General features: G+C 40.7%; 9 protein-coding genes. 5 read left to right on the top strand and 4 right to left on the bottom strand.

What is annotated here, in order from left to right; all coding sequences use genetic code 11:
- Positions 1–359: 359 nt before the first annotated feature.
- Positions 360–566 carry a hypothetical protein gene (locus WBM98_RS11860; protein WP_424366234.1) on the bottom strand — a complete coding sequence of 69 codons (207 nt, stop codon included), beginning with the start codon at positions 564–566 and terminating at the stop codon, positions 360–362.
- Between the two features lie 304 nt (positions 567–870).
- On the opposite strand from WBM98_RS11860, the gene WBM98_RS11865 reads away from it, so the two are divergent.
- The 4 genes from WBM98_RS11865 to WBM98_RS11880 all read left to right on the top strand — a co-directional run bounded on the left by WBM98_RS11865 (position 871) and on the right by WBM98_RS11880 (position 5,085).
- The gene (locus WBM98_RS11865; RefSeq protein WP_424366235.1) at positions 871–1,602 is read left to right on the top strand and encodes a dienelactone hydrolase family protein; all 732 of its coding nucleotides are present in this window, start codon (positions 871–873) and stop codon (positions 1,600–1,602) included.
- Positions 1,603–1,676: 74 nt separating this feature from the next.
- The gene (msrA, locus tag WBM98_RS11870) at positions 1,677–2,360 is read left to right on the top strand and encodes a peptide-methionine (S)-S-oxide reductase MsrA (protein WP_424366236.1); all 684 of its coding nucleotides are present in this window, start codon (positions 1,677–1,679) and stop codon (positions 2,358–2,360) included.
- A gap of 106 nt (positions 2,361–2,466) precedes the next feature.
- Positions 2,467–3,852, top strand: coding sequence for a 3-keto-disaccharide hydrolase (locus WBM98_RS11875; RefSeq protein ID WP_424366237.1), 1,386 nt, complete (start codon positions 2,467–2,469; stop codon positions 3,850–3,852).
- A 42-nt stretch (positions 3,853–3,894) separates the two neighbouring features.
- Positions 3,895–5,085: a Gfo/Idh/MocA family protein gene (locus tag WBM98_RS11880; protein ID WP_424366238.1), complete on the top strand. Its 1,191-nt coding sequence runs from the start codon at positions 3,895–3,897 to the stop codon at positions 5,083–5,085.
- 96 nt (positions 5,086–5,181) lie between these two features.
- On the opposite strand, the gene WBM98_RS11885 is transcribed toward WBM98_RS11880, so the two are convergent.
- Genes WBM98_RS11885 through WBM98_RS11895 form a run of 3 tightly spaced genes read right to left on the bottom strand, consistent with a single transcriptional unit; the run spans position 5,182 to position 7,727 of the window.
- The gene (locus tag WBM98_RS11885; RefSeq protein WP_424366239.1) at positions 5,182–6,636 is read right to left on the bottom strand and encodes a hypothetical protein; all 1,455 of its coding nucleotides are present in this window, start codon (positions 6,634–6,636) and stop codon (positions 5,182–5,184) included.
- Positions 6,617–7,201 carry a hypothetical protein gene (locus tag WBM98_RS11890; protein ID WP_424366240.1) on the bottom strand — a complete coding sequence of 195 codons (585 nt, stop codon included), beginning with the start codon at positions 7,199–7,201 and terminating at the stop codon, positions 6,617–6,619. Before WBM98_RS11890 ends, WBM98_RS11885 begins: the two co-directional genes overlap by 20 nt.
- On the bottom strand, positions 7,185–7,727 hold the full coding sequence (locus tag WBM98_RS11895; RefSeq protein ID WP_424366241.1) for an RNA polymerase sigma factor: 543 nt from the start codon (positions 7,725–7,727) through the stop codon (positions 7,185–7,187). The genes WBM98_RS11890 and WBM98_RS11895 overlap by 17 nt, the downstream gene beginning before the upstream one ends.
- A 103-nt stretch (positions 7,728–7,830) precedes the next feature.
- Between WBM98_RS11895 and WBM98_RS11900 the strand changes: the two genes are divergently transcribed.
- Positions 7,831–8,739 carry an aldose epimerase family protein gene (locus WBM98_RS11900; protein WP_424366242.1) on the top strand — a complete coding sequence of 303 codons (909 nt, stop codon included), beginning with the start codon at positions 7,831–7,833 and terminating at the stop codon, positions 8,737–8,739.
- The last annotated feature ends 112 nt before the right edge of the window (positions 8,740–8,851 follow it).

The following is an 8,851-nucleotide window of genomic DNA, read 5'->3' on the forward strand; positions in this document are numbered from 1 at the left end:
CATTTGGGCAGTTTCCACTTTAACATCTGACTTGGTATCCTGGGCTTGGGCCGTTACTCCGATCGTAAGAACAAATAGTAAAGTAAAGATAGTTTTCATGACTTGCGTTTTTATATAATAAAAACGCAGCAGAACGTATCCCCAAGGGTTGTAAAACGTTCAAAACCCCTTATTTTTCGATAACTGACAGAAATCGGGATAAAGTGCCAAAAATGCCGGATGAACGTAATGCATACCCAAAACACCTTACCGAACGTATGTGTATTTTATCGGCTATTTCTACCCAATACCTCACTAAAAAAAGGTGAATTTTGATGGATTTGATTACAAAAATCCACGGTACATGAAATAAATGGAATTTATTTTACGGCAGTATCCAGGATCTTTCCTTTACTTACCTCGCCAATCACGACAACATCCTTTGACACTTCATACTCTTTTATAGCCCTGAGCATTTGTTCCTTGGTATCCCTTCTAATCTTAACACCAGCCTTGGAACCTCTATTTCTAATTTCTATATAGTAACCGTCTCTTAATTCAGTCGGTTTTGTTGCGGGTCTACCCATAATTTTAAATCTAATCTAAGTTAATGTTTGTATTTTCTTTTTCACTAAATCTTTACACTACGCAATAATAGTCGTAAAAGCCGTGCCTAACCTACAGCAAAAAGTAGGTAAAACATAGTAATATCCGAAATAGTTATTAAGTATTCATGAACAAAAGCCCTATTTATCATAATTTTAAGACAGTTATAACACAATTGAAGCCTAAAGTCTTTATTATGTATTGGTTTTTATGAAATATGTTTATAGATTGATTGATAAAATGGAATACACTTCAAATTAATTTATAGCACTTACTTCCGACAATATGATCATCAAGGAAAAAATAATATATCAGGACACGTCCAAAAATGAGTTTGAGGGCGTTATTGTTTGGGATGATTCCAACAGCAATACAAAACCAGGAATCCTAGTCTCCCATATGTGGAGCGGGCAATCCGGATTTGAAGTTGAAAAGGCCACTGAATTGGCCAAATTGGGCTATGTTGGTTTTGCTATTGACAATTATGGAAAAGGACGAAGGGCCAATGGCCCCGATGAGGCCCAAAAACTCATGGATGAATTGGACCTTGACAGACCCTTATTGGTGTCGCGAATGATATTGGCCGTTAATACCTTGAAAAAACACAAAGCCGTTAATGAATCACAAATCGGGGCTATCGGTTTTTGTTTTGGTGGTAAATGTGTTTTGGACCTGGCCCGCTCGGGTACGCAGATCGGTGGGGTGGTAAGTTTCCATGGACTATTGGACCCACCTAATCCCCATCCCGATAAAGAAATTCAAAGTTCCATACTCGTTTTGCACGGATGGGAAGACCCCATGGCATTGCCTGATGCCCTGATACAGCTATCCCATGAATTGAATGATCACAAAGCGGATTGGAACATCCACGTTTACGGACATACAGGTCATGCCTTTACCAATCCCAAAGCAAAATTCCCCGAAAAAGGGCTGTTCTTTGAGCCAAAATCGAATAAGCGGGCATGGGATGCAATGATCTATTTTTTTAAGGAAATATTCAATGGGCCATCAAATTAGTTTAGTTAACGTAGTTTAACACAACACATTGTAAGCTCTGGTTTCAATAGCCTACAAATAAATAAAACATAAAAATGAAGCTTATACAAACAACGATCCTCTCATGTACCATCTTGTTTTCAATTAGTTGTGAAAGCAGTACGAAGAAGAAAAATAAGGAAGTCCTTACAAACGAAACCGAACAGTTGGTCAAGCTCACCGATGAGGAATTACAGCAATATGATGTTGCCTATTTCGCCAGTGGTTGTTTTTGGTGTGTTGAGGCCATCTATGAAGATGTAATAGGAGTTAAGGAAGTTATTTCAGGATATGCCGGAGGAACTGAGGTTAATCCCACCTATGAGCAAGTGGGAAAGGGATTGACGAGTCATGCCGAAGCGGTCAAAGTGTATTATGACCCAAAAGAGGTCGATTTTGCAACCTTGGTAAAGGTTTTCTTTGGTTCCCACGACCCTACGACCTTAAACCGCCAGGGGCCAGATCACGGTGCCCAATACCGTTCAATTGCCTTTTATACTAATGATAAGGAGAAAAAGATCATCGAGGATTATATTGAACAATTGACAAAAGACAAGGTTTATGATGATCCCATTGTCACGCAGGTGGAGAGATTGGACAAATTTTATAAAGCCGAGGAGTACCATCAGGATTATGAAAGACTGAACCCCAACAACCCATACATCATCAATATCTCGATACCCAGATACAATAGATTCAAGGCGAAATACCCGAAATTGTTGAAAAAAGGCACCCATTAGCGGATCTTGATTGATAAATAATATTGGAAAGCGACTTTAACGGGTCGCTTTTTTTTATATATAGATATTAGGGATTATCTTTAGTTCATTAAACCATATCACACTTATGAGACTTCAAAAAACCACTCCCAAGAAACTGATTTACCTGCTGATTGGGCTGCTATTTCTCAGCTGCAACGAATCCGAAAAAGATACTACCCCATGGGTATCCCTCTTTGATGGACAAACCTTGGACGAATGGACGCAAATTGGTGGCAAAGCCAATTATAAAGTACGTGACGGGGCTATCGTTGGTAGTACTGTTAGAAACACCCCAAATTCCTTTTTGACCACGGATAAGATGTACGGTGATTTTATTTTGGAATTGGATTATTTGGTTGATTCGACCATGAATTCAGGAATACAAATCCGAAGTAATAGCTACCCGCATTATATGGACGGAAGGGTCCATGGCTATCAAATTGAAATAGACCCCTCCGATCGTGCCTGGAGCGCGGGCATTTATGATGAAGCCAGAAGGGGGTGGTTATATAACCTTGAAGGCAAACCGGAAGCCCAAAAGGCCTTCAAGCAAAACGATTGGAACCATTATCGCATTGAGGCTATTGGGGATACCTTAAAAACATGGATCAATGGCATTCCTGCCGCCCATTTGATAGACGACAAAACGGCTAGCGGCTTCATGGCCCTTCAGGTACATAGTATAGGAAAAGAACAAAAAGAGGGTACGGAAATTATCTGGAAAAACATAAAAATATTGACCGATAGCCTTTCCAAATATTCCATGAATACCCCCTTAAAACCCTTGATCACGAAAAACTATGTGGCAGTCGACGAAGTTAAGAAAGGTTGGAAAATGCTTTGGGATGGTGAGACGACCCAAGGTTGGCGTGGGGCACGATTGGATGGCTTTCCTTCGAATGGTTGGGAAATCTCCGAGGGCGTTTTGACCGTCTTATCGTCCGGTGGTGAAGAATCCGCTGCTGGGGGAGATATCGTAACTACCGACGCATATGGGGATTTTGAATTGAAAGTTGATTTTAAGATTACCGAAGGGGCCAATAGTGGTATAAAATATTATGTAGATCCCGAACTAAACAAAGGACCAGGATCATCGATTGGCTTGGAATACCAGATTTTGGATGATGCCCGGCATCCTGATGCAAAATTAGGCAACCATGAAGGTAGCCGCACCTTGGCTTCTTTATATGATTTGATCAAAGCCGACTCGAACAAGCCCGTAAATCCCATTGGTGAATGGAATACGGCCCATATCATTTCAGAAAATAATCATGTGGAGCATTGGCTCAACGGAATGAAAGTCTTGGATTATGAACGAGGCAGTGGTGCCTATAGAAAATTAGTTTCAGAAAGTAAATATGTAAAATGGCCGAATTTTGGGGAAGCCGAAAAAGGGGTCATTCTTTTACAGGACCATGGAGATCGCGTAAGTTTCAAAAACATTAAAATAAGACCGATCACCAAGAACTAGCCAAATACCATCACCAATAGGTCGTGAACCGAAAGTAAACATATGAAACGAAGGGAATTTGTAGTAAAAAGTAGTTTGGCCACTGCGGCAGTGGCGACCTCAACATCTGTGTTGGGAAATATCCATAGGTTCAAGGGTGCCAATGATACGGTAAATATCGGAATTATCGGTACGGGTGATCGTGGTTCGGGATTAACCCCCTTTATCAATCAAATCGACAAGTTCAATGTAATTGCCTGCTGTGACACTTTACCTTTTCGTTTGGAAAATGGTCTCAGTAAGGTTGAAGGTAAAGCCAAGGGATATACCGATTATAGAAAATTATTAGATGACCCCAATATCGATGCCGTATTGATTACCACCCCTTTCAATACCCATTCAAAAATTGCCATGGATGCCTTGGATGCCGGTAAACACATATACTGTGAAAAAACAATGGCCAAGGGGTATGAGGGCATACAGCACTTAGCAGGGAAAGTAAAAGCTTCTAATAAGATCTTCCAGACGGGACACCAATATCATAGTTCCCGACTATATGCACACGTCGTAAACATGATCAAAAACGGAACCATTGGAAAAGTAACGGCTTTCGAATGCCAATGGAACAGGAACGGAAACTGGCGAAGACCCGTACCCGATCCAGAATTGGAACGGGCCATTAATTGGCGTATGTATCGTGAATTTTCAGGTGGTTTGGCCGCGGAACTCTCCTCCCATCAAATCGATTTTGCGAATTGGGTGACCGAATCCACTCCAGATAAGGTTATGGGCATGGGCGGCATCGATTATTGGAAAGATGGCCGTGAAACCTATGATAACATTCATCTGCTATACAGTTATCCTAACGGTGTAAAGGCTACATTCACTTGTTTGACCAGTAATGCGATGGACGATTATAAAATCAAAGTCATGGGTGATAAGGGCACCATCATTCTTGATTATGTAAAAGCATGGTTCTATCCTGAAGGAAGGAAAAACAAGGAAATGGGAGAGGTTGACGGTGTTTCCGGAGCGACGGTGAAATGGGACGAGGGCAAAGGGTATCCCTTGAATATCGATCATGAAGATCCCAGTAAACAGGCCTTGTTTGACTTTAGGGAAAGTATTATCAACAATACGGAACCCATCTCAAATATCACTACAGGGGCCAATGCAGCTATTTGTGTTCAAATGGGATTGGATGCCATGGATAATGATGAGATTGTGCATTGGAAAACACTATCGAATGTTTAAGACTATTAAAAGAAACTTTGATTCGTGCTGGGGATTTTGAAAAAGAAGATCATAGGTTAAAAAAAGGTTGTTTGGGACTACTTTTAGAACAATGCGCTAATCCTTTAGGACTACTTCGCTATATTTTGAATTGACCAAAATAGATTTACCACTATCCTTTTTGATGTTATACCCCGTATGGACGGTGGTGTTATTGTGTTTGGTACTATCCAATTTCAAACTGGACGGGGTGGTCAATTCTGACATGGTCCCATCAATTGCAATATTGAACGCGGTTTTAGGTAAATTACAAGTCAATTCGGCATTTTGAAGCGATATATCGATTTCCTTGAAATCGGTGGAAACCGAATGGATCTTTAAGGGACCCATTTTATTGTTTATAACCACACTTTCCAGAATTTTGTGGATCGTTACATCGGACGACGTGGTGCTCAACCTCAGGTTGAGCACCTCATTCAAATCAACATGTTCCGAATAATCGGCCTGTAATAACCCATAGTTCCATTTCTGCACACTGACAGGGGAATACGATGTTGTAATTGATGTTTCGTCACCGTCAATGGTAGCCGCCAATAAAGTGGAATAGGTTAATCGAGCATTGATATTTTTGGTGTTCCCTGCCAATTTCACTTCGCCGTGGCGTACATTCATTTTAATCTTGGTGCCTTTTGGCATTTTGATTTTAATGGTCTTTTTGATCTTGAATTTCTTGTTTTCACCTTCTGATGAATAATAGAATATATTGGGCGCATTTTCACGATTTTCCCTTAACTCAAAGATATGTTCCCTGCGTTCTTCCATTTCCTCGGCACGTTTTTCCATTTCCTTGGCACGTTTTTCCATGGCCTCTGCCCTTTCCTCCATACGTCTCTCTTGTACTTCCGATCTTTTCTCCATCATGGCTTCATGCCGTTCCGCCATGGCTTCGTGGCGTTTGGCCATCTCCTCTTGCCTGGCTTCCATTTTAGCACTCCAGGCTTCCATTTTCTGCTCATATTCTTTATCGAACCCTTTATCAAACTTTTTCTGCCACTTTTTTAGGTATTTATCCCCATCCTTTTTGTACGCCTCATAATCAAATTCAACAGCGGGTAACGGTGGCATGGGCATATCGGACAAATCAATATGCAATTCCTCCAAATGCATTTCGGGTATTTCGGGTAATTCGGGCATTTCAAAATGGAAATCGGGTATTTCAATATTCAGATTATGCAATCCATCCGTCGAATAGGCAAACGCCCTTTTATTTTCAGGACCTGTATTGATCTCAACCTTTTGACTATTCCCTACTATTTCGATTGCTCCATCGGCAAAATAATCCTTGGCCTCTGCTTCGGTGGCGCCATCAACTTCAATAATTGCCTCCACGGCAATCTGGTTCTTGTCCCAGGTCTCGAATTCAATATCCGTATTACTGGTGTTGATGTCGAGTACGGTCTCGACATTCACATTGAAAACCTCATTAAAGGTCTTGCTTTGTTTTTGACCATAACCCCCAATGGCTATCAGGGATACGATCATGATTATCGCTTTAAATCGCATTGGTTTCATACTGTTCGTTTTTTGATGATTGTACTTCATTTAAATTCTTTTTTAATTTCTGCAATAATTGCAACCTCAATTGCAAATTCTTTATAAGGGCCGATATGGTTTGGTCATTGGGCCCAATTTGATTGAGTTCCGTATTGAGTGTTTTATATTCCACATTCAATTCGGACAATCGCTCCATGTAACTATCTACGAGCTCTTTGGTTTCCCCAGAGATATTCAATTTTGACAATTCAAGATTGATATTGGCCACATAATAGTTTTCCACCTTTTTTAAATCGGGCGAAAGATCACCCAAGGAAATTCCTGTTTTCGTCTCCATAATGGGGTCTTTCTCCACAATGGTTGTTTTGATGTTTTTAACTTCCCGGTTCGTATACATAAAAGTACCCATCCCAACCAGTACCAATATGGCAGCTGCTATTTTCAGAATAAGGAACGATGGTTTCCTCTTGGTTGGAAGCTCGCGGTCCAAAAGTTCCATAAATCGTTTTTCATGACCTTCGGTCATTACGTACCCCTCCTTCTTACATTCTTCCTCGAATAATTTTCTAAGATCCTGTGCCATATACTTTTTCCTTTAACAACTCCTTTAAATATGCCTTTCCTCTCAGCAATCTTGTTCTACTGGTCGTCTCGGTCAACTGCAAGACCTGTGCGATTTCCCGATGATCAAACCCTTCTATCAAGAACATCAAGACCACGTATCTATATTTTTCGGGCAACTTTGCTATTGCCAATTTCACTTCATGCAAGGTGATGTCGTTTTCAATCGTCCAATCATCCTCCTCTGACACCTTTAAATAATTCTCATCCAAGGCCACCGTATGTTGTTTTTTTGCCTTTAAAAAATCGATGCTTTTGTTGATCACAATCCGTTTTAACCAAGCCCCGAACGTTACCTCTCCTTTAAACTGATGCAGTTTTTGGAATGCTTTTATAAAGGATTCCTGAACAACATCCTCCGCATCCTCCCCATTTTTCAAATACCGCATGGCCACACAGAACATTCCTTCACAATATTGTTTGTAAAGCTGCATTTGGGCCTGTCGATTATTGGCCTTGCATTGTTCTACGACATCAATTTGAAACATTACCGGTTTCGTTGTTGGTTTGTTGTTCTGTTTTTCTAAGGACGATATAAATAAGTCAATGTTGCAAAAAACGATTAATTTTGTGCCTATTAAATCCTTTTTCTTGAAACAAGTTACAATTAGCAACCCATTCATTACCCTGATTGTTTTGGATTATGGCGCGATCATCCAAAAATTATTGGTAAAGGATGACGAAGGCAGATATACCAATGTTGTGGTTGGTTTTGATTATCCCAGTCAATATCATAACGATAAAGCAAGTCTAGGCGCTTGTATCGGAAGGTATGCAGGTCGTATAAGCAAGGGTGGTTTTACCCTAGATCGGAAAACCTATCCCCTCTTCAACGAAAAAGGGGTACATCTACATGGTGGCAAGGAAGGTTTTAGTAAAAAATATTGGACCATAGAGGAAGTGCACAAAGGGGATGAGCCTTTTGTGCGACTTTCATATTTCAGTAAGCATCTGGAGGAGGGTTACCCCGGTAATTTAAAAGTGACGGTAACCTATAAGATCAGCAATAATGAACTCCATATCATCCATGAGGCAACTACTGATTTCACCACTGTTGTGAATTTGACCAACCATTCTTATTTTAAGTTGGACAATGAAAACGGTATAGACCATTATTTCCTTAAGCTAAATTGCCCAAAAATAGTGGAGACCCATGAAAATCTTTTGCCTACGGGCAAATTAACACCTGTTAAGGACACCCCTTATGATTTTAGTTCTGAACGGCAAATAGGAGCCACCCGCTTAGACACCCCTTTCGCTACCGATGACCATAGCAGTTTTGCGGCCATGGTCTATTCGACCAAGTCGGGCATATCCATGGAGGTCAACACGAATCAAAGAGGGGTGGTCATCTATACCCCCCAACATTTCCCTGCCATCTGTTTTGAAACCCAGAATTTTCCGGATGCGCCCAATCACCCCAATTTTCCGAGCAGCGTTTTAAGACCCTCTGAAACCTATCGAAACGCATCGATCTTTAAATTTGATTTGGTAACTTAGTCCAAACAACAAGAACAAAAACGCAGCGGATGAAAAAATTAAAATGGATCTTGGGTATCACAGTAGCCTTGATCGCACTGGTCATGTTTGTCGGAATGCCCTATATGAAGGA

It is taken from the genome of Maribacter sp. (genome assembly GCF_049667165.1).
In the GTDB taxonomy this organism is placed as follows: Bacteria; Bacteroidota; Bacteroidia; order Flavobacteriales; family Flavobacteriaceae; genus Maribacter_A.